The sequence below is a fragment of the Pandoraea sp. NPDC087047 genome (assembly GCF_044745225.1).
Taxonomy (GTDB): domain Bacteria; phylum Pseudomonadota; class Gammaproteobacteria; order Burkholderiales; family Burkholderiaceae; genus Pandoraea.
This window is the reverse complement of sequence record NZ_JBIUZU010000006.1, coordinates 404293-421864: the sequence shown is the minus strand read 5'-3', so window position 1 is coordinate 421864 and position 17572 is coordinate 404293. Positions and strand designations below refer to the sequence as shown.

The 17572-nt window shown below is 59.7% G+C and carries 16 protein-coding genes and 2 pseudogenes; 9 read left to right on the top strand and 9 right to left on the bottom strand.

From position 1 onward, the window contains the following. Positions 1 to 170 precede the first annotated feature (170 nt). Together ACIPHM_RS14375 and ACIPHM_RS14370 are read right to left on the bottom strand one after the other, a co-directional pair. Entirely contained in the window at positions 171 to 1145 is a 975-nt protein-coding gene (locus ACIPHM_RS14375) for a hypothetical protein (protein WP_400329066.1), read from the bottom strand. Positions 1146 to 1235: 90 nt separating this feature from the next. Then, positions 1236 to 1841 (bottom strand): hypothetical protein, encoded by a 606-nt coding sequence (locus ACIPHM_RS14370; protein WP_400329063.1) that lies wholly within the window; start codon positions 1839 to 1841, stop codon positions 1236 to 1238. Positions 1842 to 2446: 605 nt separating this feature from the next. On the opposite strand from ACIPHM_RS14370, the pseudogene ACIPHM_RS14365 reads away from it, so the two are divergent. Continuing rightward, a pseudogene (locus ACIPHM_RS14365) lies at positions 2447 to 3558 on the top strand (IS3 family transposase). Here ACIPHM_RS14365 and ACIPHM_RS14360 read toward each other — a convergent pair. The 6 genes from ACIPHM_RS14360 to ACIPHM_RS14335 all read right to left on the bottom strand — a co-directional run bounded on the left by ACIPHM_RS14360 (position 3453) and on the right by ACIPHM_RS14335 (position 8094). Continuing rightward, positions 3453 to 3815, bottom strand: coding sequence for an SMI1/KNR4 family protein (locus ACIPHM_RS14360; protein WP_400329060.1), 363 nt, complete (start codon positions 3813 to 3815; stop codon positions 3453 to 3455). The pseudogene ACIPHM_RS14365 and the gene ACIPHM_RS14360 sit on opposite strands and share 106 nt — an antisense overlap. Positions 3816 to 3938: 123 nt before the next feature. Beyond that, a complete protein-coding gene (locus ACIPHM_RS14355) occupies positions 3939 to 4388 on the bottom strand; it encodes a hypothetical protein (RefSeq protein ID WP_400329057.1) in 450 nt (149 codons plus the stop codon). A 150-nt stretch (positions 4389 to 4538) separates the two neighbouring features. Continuing rightward, on the bottom strand, positions 4539 to 5045 hold the full coding sequence (locus ACIPHM_RS14350; protein ID WP_400329054.1) for a hypothetical protein: 507 nt from the start codon (positions 5043 to 5045) through the stop codon (positions 4539 to 4541). Positions 5046 to 5225: 180 nt separating this feature from the next. Next, positions 5226 to 5762 (bottom strand): hypothetical protein, encoded by a 537-nt coding sequence (locus ACIPHM_RS14345; protein ID WP_400329051.1) that lies wholly within the window; start codon positions 5760 to 5762, stop codon positions 5226 to 5228. A 213-nt stretch (positions 5763 to 5975) separates the two neighbouring features. Continuing rightward, on the bottom strand, positions 5976 to 6371 hold the full coding sequence (locus ACIPHM_RS14340; protein WP_400329048.1) for a helix-hairpin-helix domain-containing protein: 396 nt from the start codon (positions 6369 to 6371) through the stop codon (positions 5976 to 5978). A gap of 499 nt (positions 6372 to 6870) precedes the next feature. Beyond that, a complete protein-coding gene (locus ACIPHM_RS14335; RefSeq protein WP_400329045.1) occupies positions 6871 to 8094 on the bottom strand; it encodes a CaiB/BaiF CoA transferase family protein in 1224 nt (407 codons plus the stop codon). A gap of 261 nt (positions 8095 to 8355) precedes the next feature. Here ACIPHM_RS14335 and alaS point away from each other — a divergent pair, with 261 nt between their 5' ends. The 5 genes from alaS (at position 8356) to ACIPHM_RS14310 (ending at position 15051) form a co-directional block, all read left to right on the top strand. After that, a complete protein-coding gene (gene alaS / locus ACIPHM_RS14330) occupies positions 8356 to 10983 on the top strand; it encodes an alanine--tRNA ligase (RefSeq protein ID WP_400329042.1) in 2628 nt (875 codons plus the stop codon). A 456-nt stretch (positions 10984 to 11439) separates the two neighbouring features. Next, complete coding sequence (locus ACIPHM_RS14325; RefSeq protein ID WP_400329040.1) at positions 11440 to 12603, top strand: YbfB/YjiJ family MFS transporter; 1164 nt, start codon at positions 11440 to 11442, stop codon at positions 12601 to 12603. Between the two features lie 63 nt (positions 12604 to 12666). Next, positions 12667 to 13437, top strand: coding sequence for a class II aldolase/adducin family protein (locus ACIPHM_RS14320; protein WP_400329038.1), 771 nt, complete (start codon positions 12667 to 12669; stop codon positions 13435 to 13437). Between the two features lie 162 nt (positions 13438 to 13599). Further along, positions 13600 to 13794, top strand: a complete 195-nt coding sequence (locus tag ACIPHM_RS14315) for a 4-oxalocrotonate tautomerase (RefSeq protein ID WP_400329035.1) — start codon at positions 13600 to 13602, stop codon at positions 13792 to 13794. 264 nt (positions 13795 to 14058) lie between these two features. Beyond that, complete coding sequence (locus ACIPHM_RS14310) at positions 14059 to 15051, top strand: threonine aldolase family protein (protein ID WP_400329112.1); 993 nt, start codon at positions 14059 to 14061, stop codon at positions 15049 to 15051. 44 nt (positions 15052 to 15095) lie between these two features. Here ACIPHM_RS14310 and ACIPHM_RS14305 read toward each other — a convergent pair. Continuing rightward, a pseudogene (locus ACIPHM_RS14305) lies at positions 15096 to 16373 on the bottom strand (chloride channel protein); the annotation flags it as partial. Between the two features lie 19 nt (positions 16374 to 16392). Between ACIPHM_RS14305 and ACIPHM_RS14300 the strand changes: the two are divergent. The 3 genes from ACIPHM_RS14300 (at position 16393) to ACIPHM_RS14290 (ending at position 17548) form a co-directional block, all read left to right on the top strand. Continuing rightward, on the top strand, positions 16393 to 16521 hold the full coding sequence (locus ACIPHM_RS14300; RefSeq protein ID WP_400329032.1) for a hypothetical protein: 129 nt from the start codon (positions 16393 to 16395) through the stop codon (positions 16519 to 16521). A 133-nt stretch (positions 16522 to 16654) separates the two neighbouring features. Further along, entirely contained in the window at positions 16655 to 17185 is a 531-nt protein-coding gene (locus tag ACIPHM_RS14295; RefSeq protein ID WP_400329029.1) for an NUDIX domain-containing protein, read from the top strand. A gap of 135 nt (positions 17186 to 17320) precedes the next feature. Beyond that, positions 17321 to 17548, top strand: coding sequence for a sulfurtransferase TusA family protein (locus ACIPHM_RS14290; RefSeq protein WP_069344249.1), 228 nt, complete (start codon positions 17321 to 17323; stop codon positions 17546 to 17548). The last annotated feature ends 24 nt before the right edge of the window (positions 17549 to 17572 follow it).

The following is a 17572-nucleotide window of genomic DNA, read 5'->3' as shown; positions in this document are numbered from 1 at the left end:
CACCCCCCGGATCATGGTTACGACTGGGGGCGGGAATCATGCCGGGCCTGGCTGGCCAAAACCTCGATTATCGAGGTGCGAACATAGTAACGGGGCGGACATTCAGGAGCGTGAAGTTGAGGCGCCTGCGCGGCTTTTTGCGCAGGTCGCCTCGAATGATGGGTTGGGCATCACTTGCCACTGGCGAGTTTTGCTTGCGTTTCGATGAGGTAGGCCAACTCGTGTCCCGAGCGCCAGTCACGCATTTCATGCAGGCGATCAGCAACATGCACCGCTATCTGACCGACTTCCACCGCCAAGCCAGTGCCGAGGGCTGCTAGTGAACCACCAAAGAGACCCGCTACAAGTCCCGCGCCCAAAGAGGCCTGAAGGTCCTTGGCGTTGAGTAGCACAGTGAGCGATGACACAACGGTCTTGAGTCCGTGTTTTCTCGCGGCGGCCTCGTACTCATGGATTCGACGAGCAAGATCATCTTCAATGAAGGCGAATGGCCGACCTGTGTAGTTGGAGTGCATGAATAGCCGCAAGCGAATCAGACGCTGGTGCGACTCCTTGTCTTTGCGAAGCTCAATGATTTGGCGCCAATCAGCGGTGGCAGTGTCGACAAGCTTCAACTGGGACAGCGTAAGGCTTGGATCGGCGCATGTAGCTACCGCAGCGGTGCGTGCCGGGACGGAAACGCAGACTTCCTCAAAGCCCAAAGACCGCGCGTACTCCTGAAAGATTGCGCGAATCGGCGGGTGTCCGGGGACTTCGTCGTTGGCCAGGTAAGAGCTCCGAAGCTTCTCGTACTGGTTGAGCGTTTCGGCACTGTCTGTTTCATCTCGCGTCCCGGGCTTCCCCGCCCAGAGACGCGCATATGGTTCGGCCTTTCGTGCGAAGTCAACCCAGCGTGCCGACGTGAACTCAATGATTCGTGTCGCGTGGCCGTAGGTCTTGGTATTGCCTTCGATCCCATCAATGAGATGTGAGAGCGCGGCTGAGGGGACTTCCTCAGGGTAGCCAACAAGGATGTCACCGACATCCGAATCGCCGCGCATGCGCCCCATATTCAAGGGGAGCACGCGGTCAAAGTAGAGGGCAGCATCCTTGAAGTTCTCGAAGCAGAGAACTGCATCAGAGCGTTGATAAGTAATCTCAGGCATAGCGCGGCGGGTGTGGTGAGGCCTAACGTTTGAATTCACCGGCCCTGCGTGGGTTTATGCGCAAGGTTCGGTGAAATGATGGGTTGGGCGTCACTTGAGTAGAACCTTGACCGCAGACGCCGTGGCCGGCGATATCACATCAAGAAGCGCTGATGCTAGCGGACCGACTTCAAGAGATTTGACTTCGGTGACGTTCACGTCCTTCATCGGACACTTAAAGACTGGCATCTGCTTTGGAACCTCATCAAGGAAAAACCTCGCTTTGACAACCTGACCAGGGTTGATGTGTTCAAGGTGAATGGCGCATTGCTCGGCATCTGTACGTTTGAGCTCCCAAAGGTCTTCGTAACCGGGCGGAGCATCCTCGATGTAGATCGGAATTACATATGTCGCACCAACTGCCTCTACGACGATAGGCGGCTGTTCAATTGCGCGGTTGCCAAGATTTATGATGTCGACGGAAAGAAGCATCGGCTCAACTAGCTGTTCGCCGTTGAATTCAATTTTTAGCGAAGCTTTGCCTCCCGGCACTCTGTCCATCGCGAGCAATGGAGATAGATTCATGCGATAGCCAAGGGTTTGTGTGGTGAGTGACTTTTTGGTGGACCAAGCAGAAACAAACCAAGCAACAAGAGCTGCAACGATCGTGGCTGCAGCCCCGGAGATTCCGATCCAATCTGATGTGGTTAGAGTCATTGATACCTATGAATCAATTGTTGTAACGCCCAACGATTAGTAGACGAAAAAAATGTCGAATATTCCGGCGCTTGTCCAATAAGCTGGAGCGCAGGACAAGCCGCAATCCTTGCCTGCTGGGCGTTTCAGGGGAAAGGCATTTATGCAGCATGTGGGCAAGGGACTGAAACCGGACAGCTTGGCATTGTACTAATGACATTCATGCAATGAACATCTAGTTGAGCGTTTGCTTTGCAGAAATTTTTTGAACGGCGGGAGTTGGCTGACTACAGCCACTCCTGAGAGGCTGCTTTCGAACCATTGCGAGCCGTCACGGACGTCAGCCTCCCCAAAAATTCCGTGTTATGCGTACCAATTCGCGACGAATGCTTCAAAACTGTCGGAAACGAAATGCATTACGCCAGTGTCTTGATCTAGAAATTCTACAGTGGGCGGTGTCAACGCATAGTTCAGGCAGATCAAGCTGTCCGAGACATCCCTTGCGATTGGGAGAAATTTCAACGGGAGATTGGCGATTGCCCCGGGTCGCAGGTACCGTAAGCTCCCCGATCAGTGAGACAGGACAAAAGTAGAACTTTCGGGCAGGATTTTGCTGGGAGGTTCGAATGAAGACATCACGGTTTACGGAAAGTCAGATCGTCGAGATCCTGAAGGAAGCGGATGCGGGTGTGCCGGTCAATGAAATCTGGCGCAAGCACGGCATCAGTTCGGCGACGTACTACAAATGGAAGTCCAAGTACGGTGGCCTGGAAGCTTCGGAGCTGGCACGCGTCAAGGAGCTTGAATCGGAGAACAACCGGCTCAAGCGTATGTACGCAGAGCTAGCGCTGGAGAATGAGGCGATCAAGGCTGTACTAAAAAAGCTGTAGCGCCGTCCGAACGGCGGGATGTGGTTGACCGGCTGGTAAGCGAAGGGCAATCCGTGCAGCGTGCTTGCCGAGTGGTCGCCATATCGCGGGCGGCGTATTACCGCAAACCCCAGGATCGCGCACTGCGTGACGCGCCCGTTGTCGATGCGCTCAACGCGGTAGTCGCCAAGCATGGTCGCTGGGGCTTCTGGAAATGTCATGATCGGCTTAAGCTCGGCGGCCACGCTTGGAATCACAAGCGGACATGGCGGGTGTATTGCGCCATGAAGCTCAACCTGCCGAGGCGGACCAAGAAGCGTTTGGTCCGTACGTTCCAGTCGCTCGATGCACCGGCATTACCGAATCAGATTTGGTCGTTGGATTTTATGAGCGATAGCCTGTACCAAGGCCGACGCTTCCGCACGCTCAATGTGTTGGACGAAGCCGTGAGAGAGGCGCTGACGATTGAAGTCGACACGAGCTTGCCGGCGACAAGAGTTGTGCGGGTGCTTGAGCAACTTGAGGCATGGCGTGGGTTGCCTAAAGCGATTCGCCTAGACAATGGCCCGGAGCTGACGTCTTAAACGTTGACGGATTGGTGCGCTGAGAAAGGCATTGAATTGCGTTATATCCAACCCGGCAAACCGAATCAGAATGCCTTTATTGAACGCTTTAACCGGTCGTATCGATCCGAGGTATTGAGCCGCTCGCTGTTTGAATCGCTTGAGCAGGTTCGAGAGATCACGCACGACTGGATTCGCAGCTACAACGAGGAGCGGCCACATGACGCGCTGGGAAACCTGCCCCCAGCGCTGTACCGCGAGCGACTGCTCGCAACCGTGGGTTCTACTTCTAAAGTGTCAACTTGACGGGGGAGCTTACGGTACCACAACACAGAGAGTAGATCCGGGGAACTGGTAATCTCAAAAAAATCACTGATACAAGTCTCGTCCTCTCCGAAGCGAAATGCAGCAATCTCCGGGCTGGCGCCGTTTCGGAATCTTGCTAAATCCACATACGCGGCCGGAAGCGGGCAACCTATTCGTCGCTCCACCTCTGCTATCGAATCTTCGCTTGCGCCCTCGCCCTGAAGTATGCCGAAACTAGTCCAGTCGATTGATGTCATCCGCCCCTCAGCCCAATCAGATTTGTGAAATTTAAAGCATGCTCAAAAGACGGTCTTTGGCCAACTACGGCCTTCGCCCTCCGGCCGTTGACGACCCACTGCAAACATTCGCTAACACTTGGGTTAAACGCGTGCTAGCCAGCCATCATTTGCCTCACACCAATCGTGAAGGATGATTATTTGCTCGAGTTCATAGAGTGCGCGGAATAGATCACCGTAGAGCTTTCGGTCGCTGAAGTTGGCGATCAGGCGAGTTATCTCAATGTTGACTAAGAACTCGTGCGCCATCACGTTCCGGCGATCTACGACGCCCTCCAATAACCGGATGAAATCCGGTCGAAGTCCCCGATCCCTGAGCTCGTTCTTAGTTTTGCCGAGTGTCCAGCGTTCCATTTCTTCATGTGAGACGTTGAACTTTCGGGAAAGCAATCCCTTGAGGCCAAACTCCAGCATCTGGGCCTTGCCCATAAATATGGCGTACTGTTCAAATGCGCTTCGATCCTTGTACTGATCAAGCTTGGCAAAAACCTCTGCCTCGATCTGCTCTCCGGACATTTCAGCGACTTCAGTCATTCTGGAACCTCTACAGTAGCGATAAGCGTCTAACGAAAAAGCTAAGATGACCACCGAAGGCAGGGCAGCTTAAGCGCCGGGTGCTGGCCGTCTGCCGTCTACACCATTCCGACCCATAGCAAACTTGGGCACGATCAACAAAGCGGGCGTTCAACGGTCGTCGGCCTTTGCCTCGTTCAAAGCTTTATCGATAGTATCGAGAAGATGATGACCGTAATCCGTTCCCGGACATGCGGAACGAAGAACCGCAAGCAGTTGGTCTCGCTCATGCGTTTTCACGCTGACGAGCATGTAGGCGAACGCCTTTGCGGTGTAGGTCTCTGGCTCGGCCACAAACGTCTGGATTAGCGGCGCGACAAACTCCACCAAGTGAAATGCACTAATGACCTTTGCCGCTGCAACTCGCTCACGCCAGCCACGACTCGTGACCAGTTCTCGGACTGCATCCACAGCACCAGCGTTATCGACAAGGCCGACCGCGACTTTCAGGGAGTCGTCCCAGTTGCCTTGATAAAGCCGAAGAACCAATTCGTGCATGGATGCCATATCGGTTAAGTGTAAGACTTCGAGCAGACGCTCACGATCGACTGTTACTGGCCGATGCTTTCCCTTGGCCCGTCGGCTGGTTCCGACCTGAAGCGGACCTTCAGCTTCCACGGAAGACTGTGGCAATTCATTACAACCTCAGTCCAAAATCCCAAGGGAACGTGCCAATTTCTGAACTTGCCGACACCGCGGCCCAATTGATTTTCACTTGATCGGCGGGACTCATAAGCACGGCTTCGTCCTTACTCCAGTGAAAATCACCTTCCAACATAGGTCCCGGGAAGTGCGGACTTAGCACTCCGAAAGCGATGTAGTGCCAAGCCCCTCGCGGCCGCTGATGAGTAGCTCGCTATGCCGGGTCGATTCACGGAACTCTAATGAAAGATGATCCACATCAAGGTCAGACAGGACCAGCTTCCCTAGTGGTGGGCAATCGAAATGCATTGCTGGAAAATCGAAGGTCGTTGTTTCATCTGTGAGTGCTACAGCGAGCGTCAACAGAGAATGGTTTGCGTCGAATGTAAGAGCAACCAGGGAGTCGGAAAATCGGTAGCCCCACCAATTTTCGGCGATCCTATTCGGGAACCCTAGTTGCTCCTTGACCCATTCCGCAGGGGCTCCCAATTCGATGCCTGTAAAGATATTTTCTGGCGTTTTGCGGGCCTGTAGCAGAACGGTCGGTCGCGCGAATCTGGATCTCAGGGTTCTAATACCTTGCCATCCCATCGCTAGCCACAGCAGCACAGCGCTGCCGAGGAACCCGCCTATGGCATTAATGGCAATGTCAGTTAAGTGCAGAGATTTGGTTAATTCAATGAGTGTGCTCATGGCAGTACGCTAGATCAGTTAAAGACCTTATGGGCTGCTACCGGCTTCATGGACACCGAGAGCAGTTCCACAAATGGTGCGCTTCCGCCTAGCGAGCATTGGCGCATCGGTCTCGGTCACGAAGAGCGATCGTGAACAATTCGAAAGCTCGGGTCGAACGTCCGGAGTTGGCCGAGATCTGCCTGATGCGGTCAGCCGAGATGAATTCGATGGTCAGGTACGCTGGACTTCGTGGTTGTGCTTTATGTCTGTTGCAATCTCCCACGCCTCAGTTCTTAAAGCATCTATCTCATCGTTCAGTTCAACGTACCCGGGTTTCCCGGTGGGCTGCCCCTCTATAGCGCTCTGTGGCGCAACAAAGTCATTGAACGAACCCATACCTCCGTACGCTTGAAGCAAATATTCAATACCGGAGTAATCCGCATTTTCTAAACGAGCTTTGGCACGAAGCAACCAAGCGCGCCAGTGCTGTCCGCCTTTGATTTCAAGTAGATCGGCGAGTTTGGCCAACACCTCAATCAGCTCTTGCCTTTTGGATCCCATATTTGCCTCCATCCGTTCAACGGCGCTCTTGATAATGTCGAATTGTCGACGATCTGGTAGGGTCACGTCGACTGACCGAAATTGGCCGGAAAGGGATGCCACCCGTGACGCGTTGGGTGCTCGGGAAAGTCCACCGCCACTTGCTCCCCGCGAGGCGAACAATGCGCAGCCCAACCTTGTTCGGCATATCTGTATTGCTGCACCAACGATTTGAGTGCTCGGAGAGCTAGTGCGTATGCCGCGCGCTTTTGGTTTGCTCCAACGGTTAAACCAATAAGGAAACGTCTGAGATTTGGCGCTCGGGAAGGCGAGGAAAAATGCTCATAAATTCTGGATTTCGAGCGCCCAAATATGGAAGATTCAGCCCCAAAAACAAAGCCATTTCCACAGCCGTATACACAACCCACAGCGCATTACAAGTGCTACAAATTTGCTACAGCAAATCAAAAATCCCTTTCTAATCAGTTATTTATCTTGTCATTCTATTAACTGAACTACAGGGAGAACGCGAAGACCGTCTGGAACTGATAACCAACGGTCTCGCGAGCGCAAGAGTATAGCAAAACTAGACTACACCGTCGGCCCGTAGCTTGGCGATCCTTGTCTCATCGAAGCCGAGGCGTTCGCGCAGAATGTCGTCGCTGTGCTGACCCAGGGTGGGCGGTGCGGTGCGGGCCAGCGGCGGGGTTTCGCTCATCTTCATCGGACTCGCGACCACCTTCGCAATGCCGCCCGACGCGTGTGGCAATCCGACCTCCATGCCGCGCGCCTTCACCTGTGGATGCGCAAATACCTCCGGCAACGTGTTGATCGGCCCGCACGGCACACCCGCCGCTTCGAGCTTGCCGATCCAGTCGTCCTTGTCGAATTTGCGCACCATTGAAGCGAGCAGCGGCACCAGTTCGTCTCGATGTCGCACGCGCGCCGGATTGGTGGCGAACCGTGGATCGTCCGCCAACGCCGGTTCGCCGCCGACTTCCACAAACTTGCGGAACTGACCGTCGTTGCCCACCGCCACAATGATCCAGCCATCGTCGCCCGTCTGAAATGTCTGATAGGGCACGATGTTCGGATGGGCATTGCCCCAGCGCATCGGCGCCTCGCCGCTGGCGAGATAGTTCGTGTTCATGTTCGCCAGCATCGCCACCTGCGTGTCGAGTAGCGCCATGTCGATGGATTGACCCACCCCCGTGCGGTCGCGATGCGTGAGGGCCGCCATGATCGCAATGGTCGCGTACATGCCGGTCATCAGATCCGCGATCGCCACGCCCGCCTTCTGCGGGCCGCCGCCGGGCAGGCCGTCTCGCTCGCCCGTAATGCTCATGAACCCGCCGATGCCCTGCACGATGAAGTCGTAGCCCGCGCGCGAAGCATAGGGGCCAGTCTGTCCGAAGCCCGTGACCGAGCAATAGACGAGATCGGGTCTGACCTCGCGCAGCGACGCATAGTCCAGCCCGTATTTTGCCAACTGTCCGACCTTGTAGTTCTCGACGACGACGTCGCTTTGCGCCGCCAGCGCCTTCACGATGGCCTGGCCCTCGGCCGACGAGATGTCCAGCGTAAGCGAGCGCTTGTTGCGGTTCGCGGCAAGGTAGTAAGCGGCCTCGAGCGTGTCGCGACCCTCGGCGTCGCGCTGATACGGCGGCCCCCAGCGACGCGTGTCGTCCCCAGCGCCGGGCCGTTCGACCTTGATCACGTCGGCGCCCAGATCCGCCAGATTTTGCGTGGCCCATGGGCCCGCCAGCACGCGCGAAAGGTCCAGTACCCGGATATGACTCAGCGCGCCCATCGTGTGATCCCTCCCTGATTCCGTCTCGCTTCATCGTGCGGCGACGATTCGTCATGCCGATGCCAAGAATGCGAAACGTCGTTTTGCATTGCGGAACTTGTGTGCGGGAGTCTACGTCGGCCGGTCGAACGCTGACCAGCGTCGTTTCGCAGTGCGGTTGGCGGCGCGGCACTGTGAAGAGGTCGATTTCCCGTATAATCAAAAGTTTGCAAAATACCCGCCAGGCTTAGCTCGCCCGGTCCCCACGCTCGCACGCATGCTATGAAAGTCGCAGACATTCGGGAAAAATTCCTCAACTTCTTCGAGTCGAAGGGGCACACCATCGTGCGCTCGTCGAGCCTCGTGCCGTCCAATGACCCCACGCTGTTGTTCACGAACTCCGGCATGGTGCAATTCAAGGACGTCTTCCTCGGACTTGAGACGCGCCCCTACAAGCGCGCGACCACGGCCCAGCGCAGCGTGCGCGCCGGCGGCAAACACAATGACCTCGAGAACGTGGGCTACACCGCCCGTCACCATACGTTCTTCGAAATGCTGGGCAATTTCTCGTTCGGCGACTACTTCAAGCGCGAAGCGATTCAGTACGCATGGGAACTGCTCACGAACGTCTACAAGCTGCCCAAGGACAAGCTCTGGGTCACCGTCTACAAGGAAGACGACGAGGCTTACGACATCTGGGCGAAGGAAGTGGGCGTGCCGACCGAGCGCATCATCCGCATCGGTGACAACAAGGGCGCGCGCTACGCGTCGGACAACTTCTGGCAGATGGCCGACACCGGCCCGTGCGGCCCGTGCTCGGAAATCTTCTTCGACCACGGGGCGGACGTGTGGGGTGGCCCGCCGGGATCGCCGGAAGAAGACGGCGACCGCTACATCGAAATCTGGAACCTCGTGTTCATGCAGTTCAACCGTGACGAGCAGGGCAATATGACGCCGCTGCCCAAGCCGTGCGTTGACACCGGCATGGGGCTGGAGCGTATCGCGGCCGTGCTGCAACACGTTCACAGCAACTACGAAATCGACCTGTTCCAACACCTTATCAAAGCCGCTGGCCGCGAGACGGGTGTGACCGACCTCACCGCGAACTCGCTCAAGGTGATCGCCGATCACATCCGCGCCTGCTCGTTCCTGATCGTCGACGGTGTGATTCCGGGCAACGAAGGCCGCGGCTATGTGCTGCGCCGCATCATCCGCCGCGCCATCCGTCACGGTTACAAGCTCGGCTGCAAGAAGCCGTTCTTCTACAAGCTCGTGCCGGATCTGGTCGCCGAGATGGGCGTCGCCTATCCGGAACTGGCCCAGGCGCAGCAGCGCGTGACCGACGTGCTCAAGCAGGAAGAAGAGCGTTTCGGCGAGACGATCGAGAACGGCATGGAGATTCTCGAAGGCGCGCTGGCCGATCTGGCCAGGCAAGGCGTGACCACGCTCGACGGCGAACTCGCGTTCAAACTGCACGACACGTACGGCTTCCCGCTCGATCTGACGGCGGACGTCTGCCGCGAGCGCAGCATCACGGTCGACGAAGCCGGTTTCGATGCGGCGATGGCGCGTCAGCGCGAACAGGCGCGTGCTGCCGGCAAGTTCAAGATGGCGACCGCCCTCGAATACAACGGCGACAAGACGCGCTTCGAAGGCTACGACAAGCTCTCGCTCGAAGGGGCGAAGGTGACGGCCCTGTACGTGGACGGCACCAGCGTGGGCAAGCTCGGCGCCGGCCAGCAGGGCATCGTGGTGCTCGACACCACGCCGTTCTACGCCGAGTCGGGCGGTCAGGTGGGCGACCAGGGTCTGATCGTCACGGGCGGTGCACGTTTCGGCGTGTCGGACACCCAGAAGATTCAGGCCGACGTGTTCGGTCACTACGGCTCGCTCGAATCGGGCGAACTGAAGGTCGGCGAAGCCGTGACGGCGCAAGTCGACGCCGTGCGTCGCGCACGCACCGTGCGCAACCACTCGGCGACTCACCTGATGCACAAGGCATTGCGTGAAGTGCTGGGCGGCCACGTGCAACAGAAGGGCTCGCTCGTCGACGCCGACAAGACCCGTTTCGACTTCGCCCACAACGCGGCCATGACGGCGGACGAAATCCGTCGCGTGGAAGACATCGTCAACGCGGAAGTGTTGGCCAATGCGCCCACGCAAGCTGCGCTGATGTCCTTCGACGACGCCGTCAAGGGCGGCGCGATGGCCCTGTTCGGCGAGAAGTACGGCGACGAAGTGCGCGTGCTCGACATCGGTACCTCGCGCGAACTGTGCGGCGGTACGCACGTCACGCGCACGGGCGACATCGGCCTGTTCAAGATCGTGATGGAAGGTGGCGTGGCCGCTGGTATCCGTCGTGTCGAAGCGATCACCGGCGACAACTCGGTGCGCTTTGTCCAGAAGCTCGACGATCAGGTCAACGAAGCCGCGGCCGCACTCAAGACGCAGCCGGCCGAACTCACCCCGCGTATCGCGCAGGTGCAGGAGCAGGTCAAGTCGCTCGAGAAGGAACTGGCGGCGCTCAAGTCGAAGCTGGCATCGAGCCAGGGCGACGAACTGGTCGAGAAGGCAGTCGACGTGAGCGGCCTGAAGGTGCTGGCCGCGCAACTCGAAGGCGCCGATGCCAAGACGCTTCGCGAGACGATGGACAAGCTCAAGGACAAGCTGAAGAGCGCAGCCATCGTGCTGGCCGCGGTCGAAGGCGGCAAGGTCACGCTGATCGCCGGGGTCACGGCGGACGCGACCGGCAAGGTCAAGGCCGGCGAGCTCGTCAACTTCGTCGCGCAGCAGGTCGGCGGCAAGGGGGGGGGCCGTCCCGACATGGCGCAGGCCGGTGGTACCGACCCGTCGCAACTGCCGCAGGCGCTCGCCGGTGTGCAGGGGTGGGTGGCCGGCAAGCTGTCATGATTCGATGAAGAGGGCATGCCCTCTTCGGTCGATCTAGCCAGTGAGAGCAAAACGCGCACTTCGGTGCGCGTTTTGCATTTCTGGCGACGGATGTGTCTCAAGTGGCCTGACGCTGTGGCGGTACGGTTTTGTGATCCGAAGGGATGTCGAAGCCCGTGGGGGGATGCGTCGGAAAAGTGTCTGTAAATGCAGCGCATCGCCCTTCGAGGCTCAGGGAAACCCTCGCATCCGGCAATGGTTTGCATGTAAAGTATTCGATACGTCACGCGCGTCGACGCGCGATTTTCGCCGTATTCATTGTCTTACGTTTGCTCTGCCTCCTGCGGGCCAGCCATTGCCATGTCAGCCACACTCGCCGATTCGGACAGCCCTTCAACGTCAAGCAAGTCAAACAAGTCACACGACTCGCACCACCCAGCGCCAGAGCGCGCCGCGTGGCGCATTGCGCTGTCGTGCATGCTCGCGTTGTCAATTGCAATGGGTATTGGCCGCTTTGCCTTCACGCCGATGCTGCCGCTCATGCTGCACGAGCATCTCACGGACATTCAGCACGGCAGTTGGCTTGCGTCGCTCAACTACGCGGGGTACTTCGTTGGCGCGTTGTCGTGTATGTGGCTGCACTTCACGCCGACACTCATCATTCGCTTCGCACTCGCCGCCACCGTTGCGCTGACGCTCGCGATGGGGCTGATGGAATCGTTCGTGGTTTGGGCGGCGGTGCGCACGCTCGCCGGCGTGATGAGCGCGTGGGCGATGGTGTTTTCGGCGGGATGGGGCTTTCGCAAGCTCGCCGAGCTGCGCATGCCGAGTCTGGGCGGCGTGATTTTCGCAGGGCCTGGCGCGGGGATTGTCGTGACGGGCCTGCTCGCGAGCCTGAACAGTGCGCTGGGGTGGCCCGCACGGGGCGGCTGGTTGCTGTGCGGCGTGCTGGCGCTGGTGTTGCTCGCCGTGATCTGGCGGACGTTCGCTGCCGATGCCCCTGCAGCTCCCGCGAGCCCCGATGCCGCCAAGACTTCCGGTGCCGCCCAACCCACCGCTGCGCATGCCGTCAATCATGGGAGTGGCGAGAGCGTGATTCCCGTCACGATCCTCTACAGCTTCGCCGGGTTCGGCTACATCATCACGGCGACGTTCCTGCCGGTGATCGCACGTCACGAATTGCCGGGCTCGCTTTGGCCCGATTTCTTCTTCCCGCTGCTCGGTCTGATGGTGATGCCGGGCGCGATCATCGGTGCGCGCGCGCCGCTCTCGTGGGACAACCGTCTGTTGCTCGCGGTGTGTTACGTCATGCAAGGGCTGGGCGTGGGGATCGGTCTGGTGCTGCCGAACGTCGCCGGATTCGCGTTGGGCAGCGTGCTCGTGGGGCTGCCGTTCACGGCGATTACCGTCTACGCGGTGCGGGAGTGCCGGCGTTTGCGTGGGGACAATGCCAATGGTCTGATCGGTCTGGTGACGGCATCCTACGGAATCGGACAGATTGTCGGCCCGCTGGTGGCTGCGCCGCTCGTAGCGGCGACCGGCAGCTTCACGACGGCGCTGTTGTGCGCGAGTGGCGTGCTCGTGCTCGGCGCCATCGGTTTCGTGTGGGACTGGCGGCGCTCGCTCGAACGCGCGCCTTGAGCCTCGCTGCGAACGCCTGAGCCTCGATCCCTCATATTCCCGGACTTTCCCCAGAGAAGCGCGATGTCTTTTACCTTGAAGGCGGGCAAAAAGGCCGCCACTGTCGTGAGCGACGAAGAGCGCCGGATGCGCGTCGATCTCGCCGCTTGCTATCGCCTCGTCGCGTTGCACGGCTGGGACGATCTCATCTATACCCATATCTCCGCGATGGTGCCGGACGAGCCGGGGCACTTTCTCATCAATCCGTTCGGTCTGACGTTCGACGAGGTGACGGCGTCGAACCTCGTCAAGATCACGATGGCGGGCGAGATCGTGGGAGAGAGCGACCATCCCGTGAATGTGACGGGGTTCGCGTTACATGGTGCGGTGCATGCGGCGCGCCCGGACGCCGTGTGTGTCATGCATCTGCACAACACGGCGGGCATTGCGGTGTCGATCCAGCCACACGGATTGCTGCCGATCTCGCAACACGCGCTGCGCTTTCACGAACGTATCGGTTATCACGACTACGAGGGGCTGGCGTTCTCGCCGTCCGAGGGGGAGCGGCTGGTAGCGTCGCTCGGCGCGTATCCGGCCATGCTGCTGCGCAATCACGGCACCCTGAGCGTGGGCCGCACGGTCGCGGAGGCGTTCGTGCTGATGGCCACGCTCATCAAGGCATGCGAAATTCAACTGCTGGCACTTGCAGGCGGTACCTCACCGAACCTGCCCAGCCCCGCAGTGCAGGATAAAACGGCTATTCAGCTCGAAGACGGCGGGGCGATCGAGGGCGTTCTGGAATGGCCTGCGTTATTGCGCAAACTCGATAGAATAGACGCCTCGTTTCGCGATTGAGCGCCTGCGTTGAGCGCCTGAGTGCGGTATCGCGCAGGCAGGACATCGCAGACGTCAGGCAACGCCTCGAATCCGGCATCTGGCGTCTGGCACCCGGCGTTGGACTTTCGGGAGATGGGCGGCGCTGCGAATTCTAATAACAACACCAGGAGATAGACTGCAATGCCAACGTTTCACGTCGAGATGTTCGAGGGGCGCACGGTTGAGCAAAAGCGCGCATTCGTCAAAGCCGTCACGCAAGCGGCAGTAGAGACGATCGGTTGCACACCGGAGTCCGTCGATATCATCATTACCGATATCAAGCCCGAGAACTGGTCCACGGGCGGCACGCTCTGGTCTGACCCGCGCCCGGCCTAAGGTGGCAGGTCGCAGACGCCAGCGCAGACCCACATCGTCGTGTTGGCGCGCGCACTCGTATGGATTCAGGTAGGCCGGTGATTGTCACCGGGAAGTCCGAGGCGGGGATTCTGGTGGAGTCCCTGCCGTATTGAAGAGGTCGTCATGTCGCAAGCCCCGTCCGTATCGAATATCCCCGCCGTGCCCCAAATCGCAGATGGCGACACCGCGCAGCCGCCGCAACACTTTGCGTCGGATAACTACGCCGGGATTTGTCCCGAGGCGATGCGATATCTCATCGAGGCGAATGTCAGCGGCCACGAGGTGTCCTACGGCGACGACACGTGGACGCAGCGCGTGTGCGACGGCATCCGCAAACTCTTCGACACGGACTGCGAGGTCTTTTTCGTCTTCAACGGCACGGCAGCCAATTCGCTTGCGCTGGCGTCGCTCTCGCAGTCGTATCACTCCGTCATTTGTCACGAGCTGGCGCACGTCGAGACCGACGAATGCGGCGGCCCCGAATTCTTCTCCAACGGCGCGAAGTTGCTGACCGCGCGCGGGCGCGAGAACAACGGCAAGCTCACGCCGGATGCCGTCGAGTCCGTGATCAGCCGGCGCTCCGACATCCACTTCCCGAAACCCAAGGTCGTCACGCTCACGCAGGCAACGGAGGTCGGCACCGTCTATACGGTCGACGAGATCAAGGCGATTTCGGCGGTGGCAAAGCGTCGCAATCTGCGCGTGCATATGGACGGTGCGCGCTTCGCGAACGCGGTGGCGACGCTGGGCTGCCATCCGGGCGACGTGACCTGGCGCGCAGGCGTGGACGTGCTGTGTTTCGGCGGCACGAAGAACGGCCTGCCGGTCGGCGAAGCGGTGGTGTTCTTCAACCGTGCGCTTGCCGAAGATTTCGCTTATCGCGTGAAGCAGGCCGGGCAACTGGCCTCGAAGATGCGCTTCATCTCCGCGCCGTGGCTCGGCATGCTGGAGAACGACACGTGGCTGCGCCACGCGCGTCACGCAAACGATATGGCGAAGCGGCTGGCAGAGCGCATTCGCGATGTGCCGGGCGTATCAGTCATGTTCGAGACGCAGGCCAACGGGGTGTTTGCCGAACTCCCCGCCCACGTGATCGAAGCGCTGCGTGCCAAGGGCTGGCGCTTCTACACGTTCATCGGCGCGGGCGGCTGCCGTTTCATGTGTGCGTGGGATACGCGCGTGGAAACGGTGGAGCGTCTGGCGGCCGATATTCGTGCCTTGAGCACGAAGGCCTGACAAGGCTCACCGATGCCGGTCCCGCGCGTGGGGCAGCGGCCTCATGCCTGTCGCGGTGCCGGTACCGTGGGGGTAAGGAAACGGTGCGCCAGCGTGTGATAGAACGACGGCACGATGGCCCGGGAGACTTGTGTCGAGAGCAGGGCGACGGCCATGAGCGGAATCACCATCTGGTGGCCGTCGATCATCTCCATGACGATCACGAACGACGTAATCGGCGATTGCGTTACCGCTGCCAGATAGCCGACCATGCACAGCGCGGCCATGGCCGGGAGCGGCACCACGGACGTCACTTGCGCCATCACGTTACCCAATCCGGCGCCGATCGCCAGCGATGGCGCGAAGATGCCGCCAGGAATGCCGGACAGATACGACACGCACAACGCTGCGAACTTCAGCACGGCGTAAAGCGGTGAAAGCGCGGCGTGCGACTCCAGCAGGCCGCGCGCTTCCGCATAGCCGCTGCCGAATGTCGTGCCGCCCGAGGCGATGCCGATCACCGCGATGGCCAGTCCGCACAGGAAGGCGAAACGCACGGGATAGGCGCGACGCAGGTTCACGAGCGGTGCGGGCATCCAGCGCGGCACGTTGAGTATCAGCCAGCCGAACAGCCCGCCGGCCACGCCCGTGAGCAGGCTCGCCGCGATGAGCACCGGAATCAGCGCCCAATGAAAATCGCTGATCGCCTTGATTTGTCCGAAATACAGATAATTGCCTTGCAGGCCGAGGGCCACGACGCCGGAAAAGATGATCGCCGTGATGAGCGTGCCGCTGCTGCGCGCGACGAAGCTGCGGCTCAGTTCCTCGATAGCGAATACCACGCCCGCCAGCGGTGTATTGAATGCCGCCGCCAGACCCGCCGCCGCGCCCGCCAGCGTCAATTGGCGCTCGATGTGGGCGCTGCTGCGCCGATAGCCGCGTCGCATGGCGTACATGAGCGACGCGCCGATCTGGACCGTCGGTCCTTCGCGGCCGATCGTGAAGCCGCAGAGAATGCCGAGGAACGAGATCGCGATCTTGCCGACCATGATGCGCAGCGACAGAAGCGACTTCGACAGACGCGAGTTCTGAAGCGTGGCAATCACCTGCGGAATCCCGCTGCCCTCGGCGCCGCGGAAAAACTTCTGTGTCAGCCATAGCGCCAGCGCCGCGCCAAGCGGCGTGACGATCAGCGGCAGCCAGAAGCCGTGCGACAGCATGCGCTGAAACAGCTCGAACCCGAAATCCACCAGCTTGGCGTAGGCCACCGAAACCAGACCTACGAGCACTGCACCCAGCCAGAACACGCCGTAGTTGTGCCACAGCCGGCGCGAGCGGCGCACGCCACGTTGAGTCAGGCGGTTGGAGCGCGATGAAGCGGGCGCCGAGGGTGGCGAAGACCCCGAAGACGGCGAGGGCGACGTGGGCGACGTGGGCGGTGGCGTGGAACCGGGCGGGGTGTTCGGCGGAATATCAGTCACGGGGCCGTGAGCGGAATAGGGAAGACGTTGGGCGATTATACGCCTCGCCCCCTTGGGCTTGGTCCGGCCGAGTCTCGGAATATGCCGAATGTGCAGTGCGTCATGAGTTCATTTAAGATGTTCGAATTCGCTGAAGAACGATCATGAACGAACTCATTTTTTGTCCCCGCTGTGCCTCGCCGCTCGATTCTCGCGAAGTCGCCGGGCGGATTCGCCGCGCTTGTCCTGACGCGGCCTGCGGTTTCGTCCACTGGGACAATCCGCTTCCGGTGGTGGCCGGACTGGTGGAGTATCGCGGCCAGATTCTGCTGGCGCGCAATGCCGCATGGACCGAAGGCATGTTCGCGCTCATCACGGGCTTTCTCGAGCGTGACGAGACGCCGGAGGACGGCATCCGGCGAGAAATCAAGGAAGAAACGAATCTGGAAACCGACGCGATTTCGCTGCTCGGCGTCTACGAATTCATGCGCAAGAACGAACTTATCATCGCCTATCACGCGGTTTGCGACGGCGATATTCGTCTCTCGGAAGAACTGGCCGAGTTCCGGCTGGTGGCGCCGACTCAGGTGCGTCCGTGGCGTGCCGGGACCGGACACGCGGTGGCCGAATGGCTGCGGCGGCGTAATTTGCCGGTCGAATACGTCGATTCGGCGCGGCTTTCGATTGCGGGTTGACGGGCGATTGAGCGGCGGAATCCGCCGGAACCTTGGCGGTTTGCCCACGGCGTAGCTCCGCGACTACGGTAGAATCCCGGTTTGCGGGGCGAACCCGGCATAAGATTCGAACGAGACCGAAGAGAGGGACATAGCATGGAATTCCAGAAAGAAGTCGACGCGAGCGGCCTGAATTGCCCGCTGCCGATCCTGCGCGCGAAGAAGGCGCTGGCCGAAATGCAAAGTGGTGAAGTGCTGCACATCATCGCAACCGACCCGGGTTCGGGGCGTGACTTCAGCGCTTTCGCGAAGCAGACCGGCAATGAACTGCTCGAGTCGCGCGAAGAGGGCAAGACGTTCCACTTCTGGATGCGCCGCCGCTAATCTCGCGCTGCGTTTGTGCGCTGC